Origin of the sequence: Rhodococcus sp. 06-235-1A, assembly GCF_002258785.1 — a bacterium.
Taxonomy (GTDB): domain Bacteria; phylum Actinomycetota; class Actinomycetes; order Mycobacteriales; family Mycobacteriaceae; genus Rhodococcoides.
Genome location: NZ_NOYI01000033.1, coordinates 161,280 through 183,793 on the forward strand (window position 1 = coordinate 161,280; position 22,514 = coordinate 183,793).

The window sequence follows — 22,514 nt, forward strand, 5'->3', positions numbered from 1 at the left end:
TGTTAGCCTCCTCAGGGTCGACTAAGCGAGGGTAGCCTTTCCTTATGGACCTTGGGTGGTGAAACTCCTGGTCACACCCAGTACGAAGCAGAGCGCAGCCGATCGAAGGGACACACCGGATGGATTCGTACGGAACCGGGACCGACGAACTGCGGGCGCAGGTCGCAGAACTGATAGGCACCGAGCCCGAGGCTGTGCCGGTCGATGCGAACCTGTTCGAGTTGGGCCTGGAATCGATCGTGCTGATGCGGTTGGTCGGCAGGTTCCGCAAACAGGGCAAGGCGGTGACATTCGCCGATCTCGCCGCGCAGCCCACGGTATCGGCGTGGTCCGAATTGGTCGGTGCCGCAGACGAACCGGTACCCGTGCCCACAGCCCGCACGTCGGAGTCGACCACGTCCACGCCCGACACGGACAGCTTCGATCTTGCCGTGCTGCAGCACGCCTACTGGATCGGCCGCAGCGCGGAGCAGCGGTTCGGCGGTGTCTCGCCGCACCTCTACACCGAATTCGACGGCAGTGCAGTCGAACCCGATCGGCTGCGCGCCGCGCTCGACGCCGTGGCCCGCAGGCACGACATGCTGCGGGCGCGGATCACGGACAACGGTCAGCAGGTGATCGAGTCCAGCCCGGGGTGGCGCGGGTTGACGGTGCACGATCTGCAGAACGAGGACGACCCAGCAGTCGAGCTGGAACGAACCCGGCAACGCCTGACCCACCAGATGCTCGACATCGAAGCCGGAGAGGTGTTCTCGGCCGATCTGTCGTTGCTGCCGGACGGTCGGACTCGGCTGCATCTCGACATGGACATGATTGCAGGCGACGCCGTCAGCTTCAGAATTCTGGTCGCAGATCTGGCGAAGGCATACGACGGACAGGTGCTGCCCACCGTCGACTACAGCTATGCGCGCTACCTCGCCGACCGCCCACAGGATCGCCGCGAGGCGCGGGCGCAGGCACAGCGTTACTGGACCGATCGACTCGATTCTCTGCCCGGAGCGCCCACTCTTCCCCTGGTGGAAAGTGATTCGGGCTCTCCGTCGGCGACCCGTCGTGCGTTCCACCTCGACTCGCAGCACTATTCGCACTTGCAGTTGCGGGCTCGCGCACATGGCGTCACCCCGGCGGTCGCCGTGGCCTCGGCCTTCGCCGAGGTGGTCGGGGCCTGGTCACGTGAGCAGCGATTCCTGCTCAACGTTCCGATGTTCGACCGCGCCCCGACGCACCCGGCCGTCGGTGATCTCGTCGGCGACTTCTCGTCCTCGGTCATGTTGGACGTCGATCTGAGCGAGAGCCTGTCGTTCGCCGAACGGTCCAGGCAACTTCGGTCTCGACTGCACGAGGACGCCTCACACGTCGACTACTCCGGAGTCGAGGTACTCCGCGACCTCGGCCGTCGTAGCGGAGAACCGGTACTCGCGCCCGTTGTCTTCACCAGCGCGCTCGGGTTGGGTGAGCTGTTCGACGCACGTGCGCGGGAGTTGTTCGGGGACCCGGTGTGGATCATGTCGCAGGGACCGCAGGTCGTTCTGGACGCCCAGATCACCGAGCTCGACGGCGGCGTGCTGGTCAACTGGGACATTCGCGAGAACGAGTTCCTGCCAGGGGTTCCCGAGGCGATGTTCGACGCCTTCGAGACGCTGGTTCGTGGACTCGTCGACGGTGACGCCGTGTGGTCGGAACCGGTGGGTCGGCTGGTTCCGCCGCGTCAGCTGGTGTCGCGAACTCCGGCAGCCGATGTACCCCGAACGGATACGTCGCCGGCAGCCGGGAACGAGACCCTGCATCGCGCCTTCTTCGATCGCGCGTCGCAGCACCCCGATGCGGTGGCGCTCGAGTGGGGTGATGACGAGTCGATGACGTACGGCGATCTGTGCGACCGAGCACTGAGAGTGGCTGCGGCACTGAGGGACCGAGATGTGGCAGTGGGCGACACCGTGGGGGTGACGCTGCCGAAGGGTCCCGATCAAGTGGTCGCAGTTCTCGGTGTGCTCGCCGCAGGCGGGGTGTACGTACCGATCGGCGTCGACCAACCGGCGAGTCGCGCTGCACTGATCGCCCGGAAAGCTGGGTTCGCAGTGACGATCGGGGGATCGGGAGACGACGGCCTCGCGATGTCCGACGCGATCCTGAGTGAGCCTCTGGCCGCCCCGCATCTCGGACCCGAGACCGCTCCCGCGTACATGATCTTCACCTCCGGTTCGACGGGTGAGCCCAAGGGCGTGGTCGTGTCGCATCGTGCGGCGATGAACACGATCGTCGACCTTGTCGACCGATTCTCGCTGGACGAGCGCTACCGCCCGTTGTGCCTGTCGGAGTTGGATTTCGACCTGTGCACGTTCGATGTGTTCTCGGTGTTCGCAGCCGGCGGTTCGGCCGTGCTCGTTCAGGAACACGAGCGCAAGGATCCGCAGCGGTGGGCCGCTCTTGTTCGTGCGCATCGAGCCACGGTGATCAGCTGCGTACCGCCGCTACTGGACATGATCCTGTCCACCGGTGAGGATCTGGGCGACTCGCTCGAGGTCGTCATGCTCGGCGGTGACAAGGTCGGTGTCGATCTCTACCGCCGTCTGGTGGCGGCCGTGCCGGGATGCCGATTCGCCGGACTCGGCGGTGCAACCGAAACGGCCATCCACAACAGCATCTGCGAGGTCGTCGAGGTCGATTCGCATTGGCGCACGGTGCCGTTCGGACTACCGCTACGGTCGATGGCGCTGCGAGTCGTCGATGCGCGCGGCCACCTGGTGCCGGACTGGGTGCCCGGCGAGCTGTGGGTGGCGGGAACAGGATTGGCCGACGGCTACCTGGACGATCCCGAGCGTACGAACGAGCGCTTCGTCGACGCCGACGGTTACCGCTGGTACCGCACCGGCGATCTGGTTCGCTACGGCACGGACTCGATGGTCGAATTCATCGGCCGCGTCGACAACCAGATCAAGATCAACGGGTTCCGCATCGAGCTCGGCGAGATCGAGTCCGTCCTCGGCAGCGATCCCGAGGTCGTTTCCGCCGCAGCAGTTGTCGATCGATCGGGCACTGCCGCGGTGATGGCAGCGGTGGTTCTCGGCGACCCCGACGCGGACCCCGACGAGACCGTCGCGGGCATCACCGCAAGGGTTGCCGACCGTTTGCCTGCCCACATGGTGCCGGACCGGACGGTGGCACTGCGCGCCCTGCCGCTCACCGTCAACGGCAAGATCGATTCGGCGGCAATCGTCCGACTCTGCCGAGCGGCAGGTGATACCGAGCGAGCACGGTCCCGTGTTGCGCCTCGAACCCGACTCGAGGGCGCACTCGCCCTGATCTGGCAGAGCGTGCTCGGTGCCGAGGAGGTGGGAGTCACCGACACCCTGTTCGCGTTGGGCGGCGACTCCGTACTCGCGACCACCATCGTCGCCCGAATTCGCGCGGCCTTCGACATCACCTCCGTCACGGTGAGGATGCTGTTCGCCGCCCCGACCGTGTCGGGTCTGGCGGAGTCGATGATCGCAGCCGAGGGTGACGCCGAACTGCTGGAGGCGACCGCAGAGATCTACGTATCGATCGAATCGATGTCGGAGGACCAACTGCTGGCCGCACTCGACCACCAGCACAGTCCCTGACTCGATATGCCCACTCACTCCTTCCACGATCGGGAAACCACAGTGCACCCAGTGATCGAGCACAACGCTGACTTCGTACCGTTCGACGAGAGCCGAGCCCGGACATACCTCGACGCCGGACTCTGGCGCGAGACGACACTTCCCGACGTGTTCGCGTCGTGGGTACACCGGTTCGGCTCTCGCCGCGCGGTCGTCGACGAAACCGAGGAGCTGACGTACGACGAGCTGTATTCGCGAGTACGGGCGACCGCAGCAGGCTTTGCCGACCGCGGTATCGGGCCGGGGGATCGAGTGGTGGTGCAACTACCCAATTCGGTGTCGTTCGCGGTTGTGCTGTTCGCGTTGCTCGAGTGCGGCGCGATTCCGGTGCTCACTCTCCCCGCGCATCGTCGACGCGAAATCGTCCATCTGGCAGCCACATCGAAAGCAGTGGCGTACGTGATCGCGGAGCGGGATGGACACTTCGACTACCGAGCGCTCGCCGACGAGACAGTGGCGGCGGTGCCGAGCATTCGGGACGTCTTCGTCGATGGTTCTTGCGGCTCGCACAGTCCGTTGTCCGACGTCGTCGGTGCGCCACGGGTTTTTCCGCGTGCGTCCCCTGCGGATATCGCAGTGCTGTTGGTATCCGGTGGAACGACAGGTCTGCCGAAGTTGATTCCGCGCACCCACAACGACTACGAGTACAACGCACGAGCGAGCGCCGAGGTCTGTGAACTCACGGCCGAGGATGTCTGTCTCGCGGTTCTTCCTGCCGCGCACAACTTTCCGCTGGCGTGTCCGGGTCTGCTCGGTGCGCTCGGGGTCGGAGCGACGGTGGTCTTCTCCCGTACCCCCAGTCCCGACCAGGTGTTCGCGGTGATCGAGCGGCATCGGGTCACGGTCACTGCACTGGTTCCGACACTGACGCATCTGTGGTGCGAGGCGACGGACTGGGAAGAGGCGGACCTGTCCAGTCTGCGGTTGCTGCAGGTCGGGGGAGCCAAGCTGACACCCGAGATCGCCAAGCTCGTCGAACCGTCGCTCGGGTGCCGGTTGCAGCAGGTGTTCGGGATGGCCGAGGGGCTCTTGAACTACACGCGGACCGACGACGCACCGGACCTGGTGATCGGCACCCAGGGGCGTCCCCTGTCCGAGCACGACGAGATCCGGATCGTCGACGCCGACGGTCACGACGTCCCGGCAGGACAGACGGGCGAGCTGCTCACCCGCGGCCCGTACACCATCAACGGCTACTACGCTGCAGCAGAGCACAATACGACGGCCATCACCCCCGACGGCTTCTATCGAAGCGGAGACCAGGTTCGACAGTTGCCGTCCGGACACCTGGTCGTCACCGGCCGGATCAAGGACGTCATCACCCGCAACGGTGAGAACGTCGCGGCCGACGAGCTGGAGGATCTCCTGCTCACCCATCCCGGAGTTGCCCGAGCCGCGGTGATCGGAGTGCCCGATCCTGCTGTGGGCGAAAGCATCTGCGCCGTGATCGTGCCCAACGGCAGCGCTCGGAACGACAGCGCTCCGAGCGTCGCCGACGTGCGAGCGTTCCTCACCGCTGCAGGCTGCGCGGGGTTCAAGCTGCCCGACCGGGTGGTGACACGACCGTCGCTTCCCGTCACGGCAATCGGCAAAGTGGACAAGTCCATGCTCGTCGCGCAGTTCACCGAACGGCAGGCGACTCGATGAAGCCCACGGATCTCGACGACATCAAGCGCCGGTTGCTGGCCGATCGTCTGCGGCGCACCAGGGGCGGTGCCACAGCCGAGGTCGAACACGGCCCTCTCGCCAATCTCGAATCGCCCGAATTCGATTCGCTGAAAGCACGATTCGGCTCAGTCGACGATGTATGGCCGTTATCTGCGCTACAGCTCGGGTTGGTCTATCAGGTAGGCGTGGATGCGGACGCCACCGAGCTCTACACCGTTCGTACCGTGGTCGAGGTGAACCGGGTTCTGGACGGCGACAGGGTTCGCCGTGCTCTGCAGTCGGTGGTCGACTCCACGGCGGCGTTGCGGACGGCGTTCGTCACTCCCGATGGTGGTACGCCGGTGCAAGTGGTGCTGTCGACGGCGCAGGCACCGTTGACGGTGGTGGACCTCGGTGGCTGTTCTACGAACGAGATCGACGAGCAATGGAACCGAGTACTCGCCGACGACCGGCTCCTGTCGTTCGACATCGCTGCGCCTCCACTGTTCCGGGTCACGCTGGTGCACTTGCCCGACGGTGTCGACCGCCTGCTGACGACCTACTGGTTCGGGTGTTTCGACGGCGGCTCCTCGGCGTTGTTGGTCTCGCGTGTCCTGAAGCAGTACGACGGCGCGAGCCCGAACCTCGATCACGGCTACCGGGAGTATCTGCGTTGGTTGACCTCTCGCGACCGCGTCGAATCCGAGCAGGCATGGCAACGCTGGTTCGGCGATGTCGACACCCCCACACTGGTGGCCGATTCGGGTCAGGGCGGCGACGAGGCTCCTCGGCGCGTCGAACGCAGACTGTCGCGGGCGGTGTCCGGCCGACTGGATTCGGTTGCGCGCGAGGCCGGTTCGACGCTCTTCACCGTGACGGCTGCCGCGTGGGCGAGCGTGCTGATGCGCGTGACCGGCCGGTCCGACGTGGTATTCGGTACGGCAGTTGCCGGGCGACCGATGGAGGTGCCGGGCTCGGAGCGCGCTATCGGTGCGTTCATCAGTACCGTTCCGGTCAGGGTCGCGGCAGGCGGATTCGATACAGCCGCTGACATCGCATCGCGGGTGCAGGATCAGCGCCTGGATCTGATGCCGCACGACACGCTCGGCCTGGGCGGGATTCAGAAGGCCATCGGTGCCGGTGCGCTGTTCGACACCCTGCTGGTGCTGCGCAACGCGGCCGGTCCTGCAGTCGACACCGGTGCTCCGTCGGAGCGGCAGGTGCGTCACATCTCGACCGTCGACGGCTCGGAGTTCCCGGTGTCGATTGCCGTCGACCCGGGTAGCGAGCTGAACCTGTCGGTGACATACCTGCCGACGTCGGTGGACGACGATCGCGCGTGGTACCTGCTCGACTCCTTCGAGAATGCTCTGGAAACCGTTGCCGAGCAATCCGATCTGCCGATATCGCAATGGCCTGCACCGGCGACCGAATCGATGAGCATCGCGGACAACGGTTTCGACGGCAGGCTCGAGCGGCTGCGCGATTCCACGATCGCCGAGTTGCTCGCCGAGCGCGCCGCTGCCGTCCCCGAGACGACCGCGCTGGTGTTCGGGTCCGAACGAGTGACGTTCGCAGACCTGGACGCGCGGGTCGATGCGTGCGCACGGGCACTCCTGCGCCGAGGTGCAGGTCCGGAACGCATCGTTGCGCTCGCGCTGCCCCGGTCGGTGGAGATGGTGGTGGCGCTGTTCGCGGTACTGCGCACCGGCTCGGCCTATCTGCCCCTCGAACTCGACTATCCGAGCGATCGCCTCGACCTGATGTTGGCCGACGCGCGGCCCACGATCCTGGTGACGACCACCGAGACGCAGTCCCGTGGACTGACGACCGACGCCACCGAGATGATCGTCGACGATCCCCTTGTGGCTGCCGAATTGGCGGAACGCGTCGAGCCGTCGGAGTTCGACTCGGGTCCGTTCGCCCCCGGAACACCCGGCCGCCTCGAGCACCCGGCCTACGTCATCTACACCTCGGGCTCGACCGGCACACCCAAAGGTGTCGTCACCCCGTATCGGGGCCTGACGAACATGCAGATCAACCACCGTGACGAGATCTTCGTTCCCACCGTCGCCGCGGCCGGGGGTCGGACGCTGCGGATCGCGCACACCGTTTCGTTCTCCTTCGACATGTCGTGGGAAGAGTTGTTGTGGCTCGTCGAAGGCCACGAAGTGCATGTCTGCGATGAGGAATTGCGCCGTGACGGTGAAGCATTGGCGCGATACTGCGAGCAGAACCTGATCGACGTGGTGAACGTGACGCCCACGTACGCCGGGCACCTGCTGGACCTGGGACTGCTGAACGAGCATGACGGACATCGGATTCCGCTGGTGCTCCTCGGCGGTGAGGCGGTACCCGATGGGTTGTGGCAGCAGCTCGGCGGTGTCGGCTACAACCTCTACGGACCTACCGAGTACACGATCAATGCGCTCGGTACCGGCGGGCGGCAGAGCGACACCCCGTCGATCGGCGCACCGATCCTCGGTACCCGCGCGTACGTTCTGGATCAGTGGCTGCGTCCCGTCCCCGTGGGATCTGTTGGTGAGCTGCACCTGTCGGGTGTGGGTCTGGCCCGCGGTTACCTGCATCGATACGCGCAGACGGCAACCAGTTTCGTCGCCGATCCCTGGTCGCCGGGCGAGCGGATGTACCGCACCGGCGATCTGGTGCGGATCAGGCCCGACGGCCTGTTCGACTATCTGGGCCGTGCCGACGACCAGGTCAAGATCCGCGGCTATCGCGTGGAGACCGCGGAAGTCGAGCGGGCAGTGGCGAACTGCGACGCGGTGGCAGGCGCGGTGGTGCGGGCAGTGGAGATCGGAGCGGGTACTCGGGCGCTCGCTGCGTACGTGGTCCCTCGGGATGCCGCTACGTCCGAGGACCATTCCGCGCTCTTCGGGTCCATTCGGGACCAGCTCGGCACCGTCCTGCCGGAGTACATGGTGCCCACGCTGTTCGCTGCGCTGGAACGCGTTCCGATGACGATCAACGGCAAGCTCGATGTACGGGCTCTGCCGGCCGTCGATGCCGCGGGCGGCGGCACGTTCGTGCCGCCGCGAACACCGGTGGAGACGATGTTGTGCGAGATCGTCGAGACGGTTCTCGGGGTCGGTCGGGTGGGTATCGACGACGATTTCTTCGCCCTCGGCGGTGACAGCATCACCTCCCTCGCCGTGGCGTCGCGGGCGCGCAAGGCCTCGATACCGCTGGCACCACGTGAGGTGATGCGCAAGCGAACAGTGCGGATGTTCGGTGCGGAGCTCGTCTTCGACGAGACTGCCCGGCCTGCAGTCTCCGCCGCAGCGGTCACCGTGGATCTGTCCCAGGACGAGCTCGACGAATTCGAAAGCAGTATGTGAGTGACCGAGACGACGACCGATACCGCGGCCACTCCGCAATCCAAGATCGCGGCTGTCCTCCCGCTGACGGCGCTCCAGGTGGGAATGTACCTGCAGTCGAGTCTTGCTGCAGCGACACAGGATCCGTATCTCTCGCAGACAGTGCTCGACCTGTCCGCTCCGGTACGAATCGATCGCCTCACTCGAGCTCTCGAGCATCTACTCGAGCGTCACCCGAACATCAAGGCGTTACTGCGCCAGCGTCGCAACGGTGATCTGGTGTGGGTGGTTCCGCGCGCATCGACACCGGAACCGACACCTGTCGGCGGAAATTGGGACGATCACCTGAGCCGCGACCGGTCCGCCGGATTCGCCTTCTTCGAAGAGCCGTTGATCCGCTTCGCGTACTCCACCGATCCTCGCTCGCCGCGGGTGCTGATCACCTACCATCACGCCCTGATGGACGGATGGTCCGAGGCCATCTTCGTTCGTGAGTTGATCGCCCTCTACACATCGGGGGAGTCGGCTGCACTGGCTCCCGCTCCCGACTTTTCCGACTACCTGGCCTGGACGGCCGGTCAGGATCGTGACGCGGCACTGGCGCGCTGGTCGGACTATCTCGACGGCTTCGATTCTCCGACACTGATCGCCGACAGCGCACCGTCACAGGAGAATTCGTGCTCCCGTATCGATCTCGACATCGACGAGGCGCTGGCGCGACGTGTCGCCGACTACGCGCGGAGCCGCGGCGTGACGACGAACGTGGTGGTACAGGTGGCCTGGGCGTCGATGCTGGCGGCTCGGACCGGAGCAGGCGACGTGGCGTTCGGAATGGCGGCATCCCTGAGGCCGTTCGATCTCGACGGGGCCGAGGCGATGGTCGGTCTGCTGCTCAACACCGTGCCCGTGCGGATTCGCTTCGATACCCCGTCATCCGTGGCCGACGTGGTCGATCGCCTGCAGGCAGACCACCTCGACCTGGAGGACCACCGGTTCCTCGGCCTGGCCGAGATCGCCGGAACCGTCGGCGGCGGTGAACTGTTCGACACGATCGTCGTCTATCAGAACTATCCGGCACTACCCTCCGAAGCAAACGCGGCCGTCGACGAGGTCACGGTACTGGGTGCCCACATGAGTTTTCCGATGGCTCTGATCGTCGGGCCCGACCCCGCACTGTGGGCGTTCGTGCTGCACGACGACGCAGCCGTCGATCATGGTTCGGCCACGGTGTGCGCCGAGACCTTCGTCGCGATGCTGGACCGGCTGACGAGCCGTCCGGACGTCGATGTGCCGCAGCTCCTCTCGGCACCCGATGGTCAGGGACACAGCGTCGGGCCGGACCGGCAGGTGTCGACGCTGGAGGCGGCCCTCGCCGACAGGTTCGCCCAGTCGAGCGAGGACATCGCGCTGGTGGTCGGCCGTGAGACGGTCACCTACACCGAACTGCGGACTCGGGTGGCCGAGGTGTCGAGCCGGCTGCGCAGCCGGGCTATCGGCACCGAGAGCCGCGTCGCTATCGCTCTCGGCAGGGGCGTCGACATGGTGGCGGCGCTGCTGGCCACCATCGACGTGGGTGCGGTGTTCGTCCCCATCGACATTCGCTACCCGCGCGAGCGCATCGACCACGTGCTCGCAGACTCTCGCCACGACATTCTGTTGGTCGACGATGCCACCCCCACAGCGCTGACCGCCCTCGCGACCGCGACGAGAATCGATTCGAGTTCGGCGACCGGGGCGGAGGAAGGACCCTTCGCACGGACGATCCCGGGCGAGTGCGGGGCCTACCTGGTGTACACCTCGGGTTCGACCGGTACGCCCAAGGGCGTGCTGGGAACCAGAAGCGCGCTGGCCAATCGCCTGCACTGGGCGACACAGCGCTGGGGCGGTCCCACGAGTCGGATTGCCAAGAGCTCGCTGTCGTTCATCGACGGAGCAACCGAACTGCTGACCGGAATTCTCGCGGGCCAGCGCCTGGTCCTGGCGCAGGATCACGAGTATGCCGATGCGAGTGCCTTGGTCGAGCTCGTCGCGCGATTCGGGGCCGAGCAGATCACCGCCGTCGGGTCGCTCGCCGCAGCATTGGCGACGACCTCGCCGCAGGAATGCTCTTCGCTGACCAGTTGGATCCTCAGCGGAGAGCCGTTGACCGGCAACACGATCGATGCGATCGGATGCGCCACGCCCGAGGCGTCGGTGCACAACTCCTACGGTTCCTCCGAGGTGGCGGGCGACGTTGCCGTGCACAGGGTCGCAGGCCACCCGGCCGTCATCGGAACGGCGGTGGACAACACGGTCCTCGGCGTGCTCGACGAGCAGCTGCGACCGCGGAGAACAGGGATCGGCGGTGAGGTCTACGTCTCGGGGGTGCAGCTCGCCCGCGGATATTTCGGTAGACCGGCCGAGACCGCCGCACGGTTCGTCGCAGACCCGGGCGGGGACGGCGGCCGGATGTACCGCACCGGTGACCGCGCCCGCATACTCGACGACGGTGCCCTCGAATTCCTGGGACGTGCCGACCGGCAGGTCAAGGTCCGGGGCCATCGCGTCGAGCTGGGGGAGATCGAAAACCTCACTGTCGATATCGAATCCGTGGATGCGTGCGCAGTGGTCGCGGTGACCGACGACGGGGGCGCAACCATGCTCGTCGCTCACGTGACCCCCGGCGATGTCGATGTCGCCGTGGTGCGCGACGTCCTGCGGCGCAGGGTGCCCGAGTATCTGGTGCCTGCGTTCTGGGTAGCGATCGACCGCTTACCGAGTACTCCGAACGGCAAGACGGACCTGGTGACTCTGACGCAGCTCGGGATTCCCGAGAACGGACCGAGCCGGTCGCGAGCAGCTGCCACCGACGACGAGCGTTGTCTCGTCGACCTGTTCGCCGATGCGACTCGTGCGGGTGCCGACTCGATCGGGGTCGACGACGACTTCTTCGCCTTGGGCGGCGACAGCATCACCGCCATCACCATGGTTCATCACGCACGGGGTGCCGGATTGGTGATCACGACCGCCGACGTCTTCGAGTGCCGCACCGTCGCTGGACTGGTCGAACGAGCAAGACACACCGAAAGAAACAGCGCTGCAGCAGAACTGGAGAGCACTGCGCCGCTCCTGGACGAGCAGGACCTGACCGAGTTGCGCACACTCGGTATCGATACCGAGCTCGCACGTCCGGCGACTCCGCTGCAGCAAGGGCTGGCATTCCAGTCGGTCGCAGCAGGAGACGGACTGGAAGAAATCTATGTCATCGCCACCGAGTTCGAGGTACGAGGCGAGCTGCACGTCGGAAAACTCGAGGACGCGCTCGACGCACTGTTCGATCGTCACCCGGCTCTGCGCTCGCGTTTTCTCACCTTGAATTCCGGGACCACCGTCGCGGTCCGCGGCACGGAACGAGTACACGTGCGCAGGCACGCGGTCGACGATCCGGATTCGCCCTCGGCGCGCGCTCTGATCGACGAGGATCGACGCACCTTCGACATCGAGCACGGCCCCCTCGTGCGAGTTCTCCTGCTGGACTGCGGAGAACAGCTGCAGCGAGTGGTGCTGACGGTGCATCACCTTCTCGTCGACGGCTGGTCGATGGGGACCGTCGGCAGCGAGTTGTTCCTGCTCTACCGTGGCCGGGAGCTACCGGCTCCGGCGTCGTTCGACGATTATCTGCGATGGCTGTCGCGGCGAGACGGCTCGTCGATCGATGTGTGGCGTCGAGCGCTCGGTGCCGACGTGGTTCCGACCATCCTGGCCCCGACCGCGTCCCCGTCCGAGGAGCGATCCGAGGCCCGAGAAATCGAGATGCGGTGGAATGTGCAGGACACTGCCCGCCTGACCGCCTCCGCTCGTCGTCGATCGGTGACCGCGAGCGAATTGATCAACGCGGCATGGGCCGTGGTGCTCTCGGCGTTCACCGATTCCGGATCGGTGGTGTTCGGATCCACGGTGTCGGGACGCCCGACCGACCTGGACTGCGTCGGCAACATGGTGGGGCTGTTCATCAACACCATCCCGGTGCGCGTCGACATCGGGCCCGACGCCACCGTGTCGTCGGTTCTCGCGGGACTCCGGAATTTCTCCGTCGCCGTGGCCGCACATCATCACGTCGGTCTCGCAGAAGTACAGAAGGTCGTGGGAGGGGGAACGCTGTTCGACACCCTCGTGGTGTTCGAGAACTTCGCTGCCGCCGATACCTCCGGTGTCGATACCGAGAACTTCTCGGTCTCGGTCGCCGGGTTCCACACGGTGACGCACTACCCGCTGACGTTGACGGTGTTTCCGGGCGAAGAACTGCGGTTGGTGGTGGAATATCGAAGCGACGCAGTATCGGTCGAGCGTGCCCGTGCGGTGGCGTCGGCCATGACGGCGGTGCTTCGGACATTTACCGAGGCAGGGGATCCATTCATTGCGTCGGTGCCCCTCGTGGACGAGGCAACGGCGCGCCGGTTCACCGGCGAGCAGGCCGGCATCGCACGCAGCTATCCGTCCGCGACGTTGGTCGACCTCTTTTCCGAACAGGTGGCGCGGCAGCCGAATGCGATCGCCGTTCAGGACGCCGCCACGGCATTGACGTTTGCCGAATTGGACTGCCTGTCCAACAGAACCGCACGGTGGCTCATCGGATCAGGCGTGGGTGCCGAGGACCTCGTGGCCGTCGTGGCCCCGCGCACAGTGATCACGATGGCGGCGATCCTCGGCGTGATGAAGTCCGGGGCCGCATATCTGCCCATCGATCCGAACTGGCCGGCCGACCGCACCAGCCAGATTCTCGACGACGCACGGCCGGTGGTCACCGTCACCACGGATTCCGTTGCATCGCTTGCTGCTTCGCCCGCTGATTCGGTAGGAATCACCGATGCCGAACGACGGGCACCGTTGCATCCCGACCACCCCGTGTATTCGATCTACACCTCGGGCACGACAGGTGTGCCCAAGGGCGTTCTGGTCCCACACCGGGGCCTGACGAACCTGTACCACTCGCATCGCGAGAACGTGCACGAGCCGGCTGCCCGACGCGCGGGGAAGTCGACTCTGAACGTGGCGCACGCGTGGTCCATGGCCTTCGATGCGTCCTGGCAGCCACAGCTGTGGCTGTTCGGCGGCCACACACTGCATTTGATCGATCCCGAGACAGTTCTCGACCCGGTGGAACTGACTGCACGGTTGACTGCGCTGTCGGCAGACTTCATCGAGATCGTGCCGTCCTTGCTCGAGCAGATGATGAGATCGGGCTCGATCGACACACTCTCGACGGTCGGGGTCGGAGGGGAAGCGGTGTCTGCCGATCTGTGGAATCGGTTGCGGAGCAAGAAGACCCTTGCCGCCTACAACTTCTACGGGCCGACCGAAGCGACGGTCGATGCGGTGTACACCTCCACCGAACTGTCGAGTGATCCGGTGATAGGCCGGCCGGTGACCAACATGCGGGCCTATGTGCTGGACAGAAGTCTCCGACTGCTGCCGCCCGGGGTGTTCGGCGAGCTGTACCTCGCCGGGCCCGGCGTCGTGCGGGGGTACCGGAATGCGCCGGGGCGCACGGCACATCGATTCGTTGCCGATCCCTTCACGGCAGACGGCACGCGGTTGTACCGGACCGGGGACCTCGTCGCGTGGACCGACAACGGCACACTGCGGTACGGGGGCCGTTCGGACGATCAGGTGAAAATTCGCGGTCACCGCGTCGAAGTGGGCGAGGTCGAGGTAAGGCTGCGCGAGTTCGACGCCGTGGCCGACGCGCGGGTGGTGGTGCGAGGAGCCGAGAACGGCAATGCCGTGCTCGCCGGCTATGTGGTGGCAGAACAAGGACATTCGCTGGATGCCAATGTCGTTCGTGCCCGCCTGCGCGGTCTGCTGCCGTCGTACATGGTGCCGGCGTCGCTCACCGTGCTCGATGCGTTTCCCGTCCTGCCGAACGGAAAGCTCGATGCTTCTGCGTTGCCCGAACCCGAGCTCGCGACGCGCTCCGGTCGTCCCCCGAACACCGATGCGGAGCGGCAGATCGCCGCGGCCGCAGCCGCGGTGCTGCACGTGACCGAGGTCGGTGCCGACGACGACTTCTTCGACCTGGGCGGAGACAGCATCATGGCGATGGAGCTGGCCGCGAGGCTCCGGTCGGCAGGCCTTGCGGTGTCGCCGCGGCACATCGTGTCACTCCGGACACCGGAAAGCATTGCAGAAAAGATTGTTTCGGCAGGATCGCTGCCCGAGGTCGTCACGATCGATCCGTACGGAACCGTGCCGTCGACACCCATAGTGCGGTGGATGGACGCACTCGACGGGCCCATCGACGAGATCTCGCAGGCGGTGTTGCTGGAGGCTCCGGCGTCGCTCACCGAAGGCTCGCTGACGGAGCTGGTCTCGCTGCTGACCGCCCGTCATCCAATTCTGAATTCCTGCTTCGAACGCCGCCCCGGCACCGAGTCGATCTTCACGGTGTTGCCGGACGGTGCCGACGTGCGTCCGTGGATACGCATTGTCGATGTCGACGGACTGACGGAGTCCGAGCTGGCCGACCGTGTCGGTGTCGAATCACGAGCTGCGCGTACCCGATTGAACCCGGCCGACGCGAGGATGGTCGACATCGTGTGGCTGCGACACCGAACCGACCCCGAATCGTCCGGAGAGCTACTGATCACGCTGCACCACCTGGTCGTCGACGGCGTGAGCTGGCGGATCCTGTTGCCCGATCTGGTCGCGCTGTGGAATCGGACAGCCACCGAGCGAAGCCCTATCGGTCCGTCGATGCGGCAGTGGGCGCACGAGGTGCTTGCTCTGGCGACCGCACCTCGGGTTCTCGCCGATCTCGACTACTGGGCGAGCGTCGGTGACGGAGCGACATCGATCCCTCTGACGCGTCCGCTCGACCCGGCGATCGATACGGGTGCCCGCGTGCGCACCGTCGACTTCGCGCTGCGGGAGGACGAGAGCGCGCACCTGTTGTCGGCCGCCACAGTTCGCCTCGGCGTCTCCGTCGAACACCTGTTGTTGGCCACATTCGCTGCTGCGACGGCGGAGTGGATCGACAGTGAGATCACGACGACGCAGTCGTTCGTGGTGGACGTCGAAGGCCACGGACGGACGGGGGTCGCGTCGGATCGGGTGGATGGTTCGTCGGTGGTCGGCTGGCTCACGGCAGTGTTCCCGTTGCGCATCACCGCGCAGGAGGGGGGTCACCGCACATTGATCGCACACGAGGCGAATCCCGCTGCCGCGGAGTCCGTTCTGCGTGAATTGGCGGAATCGGCCAGGGCGTCGAGGGAGTCCGTGCCTGGGGATGGATCCACCTACGGAATGCTGCGGTGGATGGGCGGCGATGCCGAAGAAGTGCTGCGTAGAACTCCCGATGCAGCAATCGAATTCAATTACCTCGGTCGATTCGACGCGGCAACCGGCGGGCCGTTCGGTGCCAGCCGGCTGCGGAGCAGTCTCGACTCGACCCCCGGTGTACACACACCCTGCAGCTATGCACTGATCGTGGACAGCTACATCCACGACGAGCATGGCTCGTCGGTATTGGGGGTGACGATGACCTGGCCCGAGGAGGTGCTCGACGGCGTCGAGAAACTCGCGACGTTGTGGCACGACGCGGTGTCCGCAACGTGTCGAATTCTCGCGGCCGACGCTCCTAGTGAGGCAAGGATTACCTCATAAGTGCTACCTTGTCAGTCGCCTCACCCGGTCGGGTGTGGGACGCCGAAGTGCGTGGTCGAGTGGAGAGGTGCCGAGCAACGATGAAGGTTCGTACGAAGTGGATGAGGAGCGCCGCGTCGATTGCGCTCGCCGGAGGGCTCACCATCGCTCTCGCCGCCGGTTGCAGCAGTAGTACCGACGAGGCGCCCACAGCCGAATCCACGACTGCCGCGCAGGAATCTGCATTCCCGGTCACCATCGACTCCGCACTCGGATCCGCGACGATCCCCGAGGCACCCAAGCGGATCGCCACCTGGGGTTGGTCCAACCAGGACGCCATTCTCGCCCTCGGTGTCGTGCCCGTCGCCATGCCGACCTTCGACGGCGCACAGTACGGAGCGGACGACCGCGGCATTCTCCAGTGGGACGCGAAGGCGCTCGCCGACCTCGGCGGCGAAACACCCACGCTGCTCTCCGGTGACGGAACCGGAGCGGTACCCGTCGAACAGTTCGCCGCTGCCGCCCCCGATCTGATCTTCGCCCCGTACTCGGGATTGACCCAGGAAGAGTTCGACAAGCTCTCCGACATCGCACCGGTCGTCGCGTACCCGGACGAGCAGTGGACGACCTCCTGGGAGGACCAGCTGACCATCGCGGGCAAGGCGCTCGGCAAGGAGAAAGAGGCTGCCGATCTGGTGTCCGGCGTCGAGAGCTCCATCTCCGATGCGGCTGCGAAGTATCCAGCGCTGCAGGGCAAGACGGTCACCATCGCGCTGCCCAACGCTCCCGGCACGTTCGCCGTCAGCAAGGACGACGACGTGCGCGTCGAGTTCCTCGAACAGCTCGGCTTGGTCAACGAGCCCACCATCCAGGAGGCCGACCCGGCCAAGGATCCCGATGCCGTGTACTTCGAGCTCAGCCTCGAGCAGGCTTCGCTGCTGAAGTCGGATGTGCTGTTCGTCGTGGCCTACGACAAGGAATCACTGGGTGCCTTCCTCGTCGAACCCGCCGTGGCCTCTCAGCCGGTTTTGGCGCAGGGGCGCACTGCATCGACCGAAAACCTCAGTGCGGACAAGAACTTCGCGTTCGGTGGCCTGACCGTGCTCACCATTCCGTACATCCTCGACGACGTGGCATCGGCGCTGAACACCGCCGCCGAGAACGTCCAGGGCTGATCCGAGCGCAGGCCCACCCGACGCACCACACATCTGCATTTCCGCGAAGGAGCGTGTTTCACAGTGGCAAGGTCTCATCGACTTCAGGTCGTCTTTCCCGAAGTCATCCGTACGGCCACCGTGATCGACACGCAGCAACTCAGTTCGGGAATGCGCAGGATCGTGTTGGGTGGGCCGCAGCTGCGGGCATTCTCGCGAGACGGATTCGACTTTCCGGCGCTGCGTAGCGAGGGATTCGACGACTTCGTCCGCCTGTTCTTTCCGCTCGACGACAACGGCACGATGGCTCTACCGGTGCAGCACGAGCGCACGGTGGAGTGGCCGCGGGACCCGCGGCCGGTGACCCGCAACTACACCGTGCGTAGCGTCGATGCCCAGACTGCCGAATTGACCCTCGATTTCGTCACTCACGACACCGGCATCGCGTCGACGTGGGGACGCCGCTGCGCTGTCGGTGATTCCATCCCACTGTTGGGTCCGGTGCGCTCGGGTCATGCACCCGCCGAGGTGGATTGGGTGTTGCTCGTCGGAGACGAGACCGCGTTGCCCGCTGTTGCTCGTTATCTCGAGGAAGCCGGAGCAGGTGAGCGAATCCGAGTGTTCGTCGAGGTGGCCGACGCCGAGCGAGAACTACCGTTGCCGACGGCCGCCGACGTCGAGATCACCTGGGTCCACCGCGACGGCGCAGTCGCAGGCACCGGAGAGCTGCTGGAAACAGCCGTGCGCAATGCGCCCTGGTGGGAGGGAACCGTGTTCGCCTGGGTAGCAGGCGAATCCACAACGCTCAAAGGCATCAGGCGATACCTGCGCGAGGATCGCGCGATGCCGCCGGAGATGGTCGAGGTCACCGGCTACTGGCGGCGAGCAGAGGTTCTCACCCGCGCGGACGATCCGGAAGTTCCCGATCTGGCGGCCCGCGAGTCCGAGCCGTTCGACAGGCTCGCCGAACGAGCGGAGATGTTCTCCCCCTTCGCGATCAGGGCCGCGAACACGTTGCGTATCCCGTGGCATGTCTCCCGAGGCATCCGCACCGTCGACGAACTGGCCACTGCCACGGGCACCGATACGCGGGCATTGGCAAAATTCGTCCGCTACCTGCGGTCTGTCGACGTGCTCGCCGAGGATTCGGACGGCGGTGTGATTCTCGCCGATATCGGTGAAGCCATGCTCGGTGACGACTGGATTTCGCACTGGCTGGATTTCGACGGCATCGAGGCGAGAGTGGAATTGTCGATCACCGGACTCGTCGAGAGCCTGCGCACCGGCGCTGCCAGTGCGAGCCTGCTGACCGGCAAGACGTTGAGCGAGGACCTCGCCGGCTCGCCTCGGCTGACGGAATTGCACCACAACCACATTGCGGACGAGGCAGCATTTCTGGGGCCGGCTCTGGTACAGGATTATTCGTTCGACGGTGTGTCGACGTTGGCGGTGACCGGTGCGGCATCCGGGGTGGTGCTCGGCTCGATCCTGGCGGGTCACGACGCGATGTCGGCAACCGTTCTCGGATTGCCCAGCGAACTCGACCTGGTTCGACGCGATCTGCAGCAGTGGCCGCAGCTGCACGGGCGGGTGACCGAGTGCGCTCAGAGTGTGATGACCGAACCGCGTACGACCCCGACAGCCGGATTCGATGCGTACCTGTTGCTCGAGGTCACCGGGCATCATCGCGACGACGATCTGGCGTTGCTCCTGGCCAGCGCCGCAGCAGGCCTGTCCGAGGGCGGCAAACTGGTTGTGGTGGAACGACTGTCGGACGACGGCGCGATCAACGAGGATCAGGCGGAGTTCGATTTGTTGATGCTCTGCATGCACGGCAGTGGAGTACGAACCAGAGCCGAGTTCGAGTTGGTGGCCGCCGCAGCGGGACTGGCGGTGACGGCCTCTCGTCTCGTGGGCTGGGGTATCGCGGTCCTCGACCTGCAGCGTGCGCCCGATGCCGTTGTGCGCCCGAGCTAGTTAGGTTAGCGTTGCCTATCGAAGGCGCGCAGCAATGCTTCGAGCATGTCGGTTGCGCGCGATGCGCGGTCCAGGACCGAATCACCGTCAGGAGTGCACACACAATGACCGTTGTCGAAGAAACGGCGTCGGGCACGGCCGAGACCACCATCCTGCAGCACGGATTGCAGACGGTGGTCACATTGGCCGAGTCCGGCTTGTTCGACGAGTACGTCGTGTACGAGGACAGGGGACGCTGGGTGTTCGCGGGCGGCGTGGTCGCTCGCATCGTCCTGCAACCGGACGTCGTCACGACCACGTGGGGGAGCGGCGAGCCGACGGTGGTCCGGTGGTCCGGTGATCCGTCGACGGCGCTGCGTGAGGCCTGCGACGGCCTGACCCGCGAATCCTGGAATGCGTACGGGTTCGTCGGATTCGGGTTCGCGGCCCACCAGCACGGTGTGACGGGCTCGTGCGACTCCGACGAGGTGCTCGGCCATCTGGTCGTGCCCCGGGTCGAGGTGCGTTTCGGTGCCGACCACCACGACGTCGAGGTGACCGGGAGCGAGGAGGACCGCGCCGCGGTGCTGGCCGTACTCGCGGCCGCCTCCATCGAGGAGCCGCCGGCGGTGCATTCGCTCGATGTCGGCGGTGATCTCGACGACTATCGAGGTCGGGTGGAGCAGGCTGTTGCAGAGATTCACCGCGGCGACTACGCCAAGGTCATTCTCTCTCGCGCGGTGCGCATTCCGTTCGATCTGGACATGCCGGGCACCTACCGGGCCGGGCGAGCAGCGAACACGCCGGCCCGTTCGTTCCTGCTGCACCTGGGCGACCTGAGTGCAGCAGGCTTCAGCCCGGAACTGGTTGCGTCCGTGGACGCACACGGTGTGGTGACCACCGAACCGTTGGCAGGCACGCGGGCGTTCGGTCTCGGTTCCGAGGCAGACTGCGCAGCGAAGAACGATCTCGAGCAGGATCCCAAGGAGATCACCGAACACGCTGTGTCCGTCCGCACCTCGTTCGAGGAGCTCGAATCCATCGCGCGCCCAGGGTCGACCGCGGTCTCGGACTTCATGAGCGTGCGCGAGCGCGGAAGCGTCCAACACCTCGCCTCGACCGTGCGGGCACGCCTGCGTGAGGACCTGTCCTGCTGGGACGCCTTCGGTGCGCTGTTCCCGGCCGTCACCGCATCGGGCATCCCCAAACGCGAGGCCATCGAGGCCATCGGGAGGCTCGACGACCCTCGCGGCCTGTACTCGGGCGCCGTCGTGAAGGCGTCGTCCACGGGGGAACTCGAAGCGGCGCTGGTACTTCGAGCTGTCTACGAGCAGCGCGGATCGGCATGGCTGCGTGCCGGTGCCGGCATCGTCGGCCAGTCGACTCCCGATCGCGAATTCGACGAAACCTGCGAGAAGCTCGCCAGCGTTGCCCCATATCTCGTCCGCAAGAAGGAGGAAGACGCCTGATGCATCGCACCATGTTGGGTGGAAAGATCCACCGCGCCACAGTCACTCATGCCGATCTGCACTACGTCGGCTCGATCACCATCGACTCCACTCTGATGCACGCCGCCGATCTGATCGAGGGCGAGCAGGTCCACGTCGTCGACATCACCAACGGGGCGCGCCTGGTGACGTACGTGATCGAAGGTCACCCCGGGTCCGGTGTCATCGGAATCAACGGTGCCGCAGCGCATCTGGTGTCTCCGGGCGACCTGGTGATCATCATGTCGTTCCGGCAGGTGGAAGATTCGGAGTTGTCGGCGCACAGTCCTTCGGTGGTGCACGTCGACGCTGCCAACGAGATCGTGGCCCTCGGAGTCGACCCGTCCGAGCCGGTTCCGGGCGCACTCGATCAGATGTCGGGGGCGAGCGTCCGATGACATCGCACGAGAACTACGACATCGTCGGAGTCGGATTCGGGCCGTCCAATCTCGGTCTGGCCATCGCGATCGAGGAACACAACCGAACGTGCGTACCGGCCGAGCGGCTTACCTCGTGCTTCATCGAGTCCAAGGACGAGTTCGCCTGGCATCCCGGAATGCTGTTGCCGGGGACGACGATGCAGATCTCGTTCCTCAAGGACCTGGCCACGCAGCGCAACGCCCGCAGCGAGTACACGTTCCTGGCCTATCTGTCCGAGCAGGGCCGACTCAACCACTTCATCAATCTGCAGACATTCTTTCCGAGCCGGCTCGAGTTCCACGACTACCTGTCGTGGGCCGCAGGCAAGGTCGACGCGACAGTGCACTACGGCACCCGAGCGGTCGATGTCGTCGACACCGGTGACGGTTTCGGCGTCCGCACCGAGGGCCGACGAAGCGGCACCGTGCGAGGTCGAAACATCGTGCTTGCCGGCGGTTTGACGGCCACCCTGCCTGACGGGGTGACCGCGTCGGCGCGGCAGTTCCACAATCACGACCTGCTCGGACACCTGGACCGACTGCCGTCGCGGACGCATCGCACGTTCGTCGTCGTCGGTGCCGGGCAGAGCGCTGCCGAGGTGGTGGACTACCTGCACTCGACCTACCGTGATTCCTCGGTACACGCGGTGCTCCGCAAGTACGGGTACAGCCCGGCCGACGACAGCCCCTACGCCAATCGCATCTTCGATCCGACGGCCGTGGACGACTTCTATTCGTCGTCGCACTCGCTGCGTGATCAGTTGCTGCACTACCACCGCGGCACCAACTATTCCGCGGTCGATCTGCCGCTGATCGAAGAGCTGTATGCGCGTGAGTACGCCGAACGGGTCAGCGGGGAGCGCAGGCTGTTCGTGCACGGAGCATCTCGATTGGTGGACGCCGTCGAGGAGCCGTCCGGCGTCCGTGCCGCCGTCGAGCACGGCCCTACCGGGCTGACCGAGGACGTACTGTGCGACGCTGTCGTCTATGCCACCGGCTTCACGTCCCTCGATCTCCCCGAGATCCTCGGTCCGCTGTTCGACGCCGTCGAGTTCGACACTCGCGGTCCGCGCGTGACGCGGGACTACCGGCTCGTCATGCGTGAACCGAGCGCAGGGTCGATCTATCTGCAGGGCGGGACCGAGCACACGCACGGTCTGACCTCGTCGCTGCTGTCCAACATCGCTGTTCGCAGCGGTGAGATCGTGAAGTCCGCCGTGAGCGCGAGGGTGCGAACGGTGGTGTGAATCGG

8 protein-coding genes and 2 pseudogenes are annotated in these 22,514 nt (G+C 65.7%); all 10 read left to right on the forward strand.

What is annotated here, in order from left to right; all coding sequences use genetic code 11:
• Positions 1 to 119 precede the first annotated feature (119 nt).
• Positions 120 to 3,602: a non-ribosomal peptide synthetase gene (locus CH275_RS27755; RefSeq protein WP_094681349.1), complete on the forward strand. Its 3,483-nt coding sequence runs from the start codon at positions 120 to 122 to the stop codon at positions 3,600 to 3,602.
• A gap of 6 nt (positions 3,603 to 3,608) precedes the next feature.
• Positions 3,609 to 5,288 (forward strand): (2,3-dihydroxybenzoyl)adenylate synthase, encoded by a 1,680-nt coding sequence (locus tag CH275_RS27760; RefSeq protein WP_179276388.1) that lies wholly within the window; start codon positions 3,609 to 3,611, stop codon positions 5,286 to 5,288.
• A pseudogene (locus CH275_RS30505) lies at positions 5,285 to 6,691 on the forward strand (condensation domain-containing protein); the annotation flags it as partial. The gene CH275_RS27760 and the pseudogene CH275_RS30505, both read left to right, overlap by 4 nt.
• 75 nt (positions 6,692 to 6,766) lie before the next feature.
• Positions 6,767 to 8,530: pseudogene (locus tag CH275_RS30510) on the forward strand (non-ribosomal peptide synthetase); the annotation flags it as partial.
• Between the two features lie 117 nt (positions 8,531 to 8,647).
• Positions 8,648 to 16,267: a non-ribosomal peptide synthetase gene (locus CH275_RS27770; protein ID WP_094681351.1), complete on the forward strand. Its 7,620-nt coding sequence runs from the start codon at positions 8,648 to 8,650 to the stop codon at positions 16,265 to 16,267.
• 80 nt (positions 16,268 to 16,347) lie between these two features.
• Complete coding sequence (locus tag CH275_RS27775) at positions 16,348 to 17,421, forward strand: ABC transporter substrate-binding protein (RefSeq protein ID WP_256991252.1); 1,074 nt, start codon at positions 16,348 to 16,350, stop codon at positions 17,419 to 17,421.
• Between the two features lie 63 nt (positions 17,422 to 17,484).
• Complete coding sequence (locus tag CH275_RS27780; protein ID WP_143546900.1) at positions 17,485 to 19,377, forward strand: siderophore-interacting protein; 1,893 nt, start codon at positions 17,485 to 17,487, stop codon at positions 19,375 to 19,377.
• 104 nt (positions 19,378 to 19,481) lie between these two features.
• The gene (locus tag CH275_RS27785) at positions 19,482 to 20,825 is read left to right on the forward strand and encodes a salicylate synthase (protein ID WP_094681353.1); all 1,344 of its coding nucleotides are present in this window, start codon (positions 19,482 to 19,484) and stop codon (positions 20,823 to 20,825) included.
• On the forward strand, positions 20,825 to 21,241 hold the full coding sequence (gene panD, locus CH275_RS27790) for an aspartate 1-decarboxylase (RefSeq protein ID WP_094619425.1): 417 nt from the start codon (positions 20,825 to 20,827) through the stop codon (positions 21,239 to 21,241). Before CH275_RS27785 ends, panD begins: the two co-directional genes overlap by 1 nt.
• Positions 21,238 to 22,509 (forward strand): lysine N(6)-hydroxylase/L-ornithine N(5)-oxygenase family protein, encoded by a 1,272-nt coding sequence (locus CH275_RS27795; RefSeq protein WP_094681354.1) that lies wholly within the window; start codon positions 21,238 to 21,240, stop codon positions 22,507 to 22,509. Before panD ends, CH275_RS27795 begins: the two co-directional genes overlap by 4 nt.
• Positions 22,510 to 22,514: the final 5 nt, after the last annotated feature.